Source organism: Nocardia sp. NPDC059236 (genome assembly GCF_042754085.1).
Classification (GTDB): Bacteria; Actinomycetota; Actinomycetes; order Mycobacteriales; family Mycobacteriaceae; genus Nocardia.
Genome location: NZ_JBHZAF010000071.1, coordinates 1 through 1,494 on the forward strand (window position 1 = coordinate 1; position 1,494 = coordinate 1,494).

Sequence of the window (1,494 nt, forward strand, 5' to 3'; positions counted from 1 at the left end):
GTGTTCGATGATCGCAATCTCGTGTCGCTGGCAGGTCTGGTGCCGGTGATGCGGCTGGCCGAACAGACCGGGCTGGGTGAGTTGCTGACCGGGAAGGTGGCGATCGCCGAGCCTCGGATCAAGTCCGGGTCGGCGAACCCTGGCCCGAAACTGGTGACACTGATCGCTGGGATGTGTGCGGGCGCGGACAGCATCGACGATGTCGATGTGCTGCGCAGCGGCGGTATGAGCGCGGTGTTCGACCGGGTGTATGCGCCGTCGACGGTCGGAACCCTGTTGCGGGAGTTCAGCTTCGGGCATGCGCGTCAGCTCGAATCGGTGCTGCGCACGCACCTGTCGCGGTTGTGTGCGCGGGCCGATCTGCTCCCCGGCGCCGGCCAGCGGGCGTTCGTCGATATCGATTCGTTGCTGCGGCCGGTCTATGGCTATGCCAAGCAGGGCGCGTCCTACGGGTTCACCAAGATTTCGGGCAAACAGGTTCTGCGCAAAGGGCTTTCACCACTGGTGACCACGATCAGCACCGACCTGGCTGCGCCGGTGATCGCGGGAATGCGGTTGCGCGCCGGGAAAGCGGGATCGGCCAAAGGGGCCGGGCGGATGGTCGCCCAAGCCGTCACCACCGCCCGCGCGGCCGGGGTGACCGGTGAGATCCTGGTGCGCGGGGATTCTGCTTTCGGTGGTCGTGCCGTGATCAGCGCGTGTCACCGCCTCGGAGCCCGGTTCTCGCTGGTGCTGACGAAGAACCGCGCCGTGGCGCGGGCGATCGCGTTGATCCCCGGCAATGCGTGGACACCGGTGAAATACCCGGGCGCGGTCCGCGACCCCGACAGCGGTGAATGGATCTCCGACGCCGAGGTCGCCGAAATCCCTTATACCGCTTTTGCTTCCAAGCCCGACCAGGTCACTGCCCGGCTTATCGTGCGCCGCGTCAAAGACGCCGCCCGCCAGGACGAACTGTTCCCGGTCTGGCGGTATCACCCGTTCTTCACCGATTCCACCGAACCCACCGTCGACGCCGACCTCACCCATCGCCGCCACGCCATCATCGAGACCGTGTTCGCCGACCTGATAGACGGCCCACTGGCGCACATGCCGTCCGGGCGCTTCGGCGCGAACTCGGCCTGGGTGCTGTGCGCGGCGATCGCGCACAACCTGCTGCGCGCCGCCGGCGCGCTCGCCGACCCGCGACTGGGCAGAGCACGCGGAACCACGTTGCGCCGCAAGATCATCGCCGTTCCCGCTCGTTTCACCCGCCCTCAGCGAAAACCTGTCCTGCACCTGCCCGCCCACTGGCCCTGGGCCAGGGCCTGGCACCAACTCTGGCACGCCACCACCGCCACACTCTCGACCGCCTGAACCCCGCCCAACCGCCCCTACGACCAGGAACAACAGTGGAAAGGCTGGGCAGACCAGCAGCTACCGGCCACCCAAAACCCCGCTGTCCGCGCGCCGCAGGCGCCCGGACAGCGCAGAAACCTCATCTGTGGATCAAGG

1 protein-coding gene is annotated in these 1,494 nt (G+C 67.5%); it reads left to right on the top strand.

Features of this window, described 5'->3' with window-relative positions; translation table 11 throughout:
- A partial coding sequence (locus ACFXIV_RS47890) for an IS1380 family transposase (protein ID WP_379421536.1) occupies positions 1-1,356 on the top strand: 1,356 nt, incomplete at its 5' end.
- Positions 1,357-1,494: the final 138 nt, after the last annotated feature.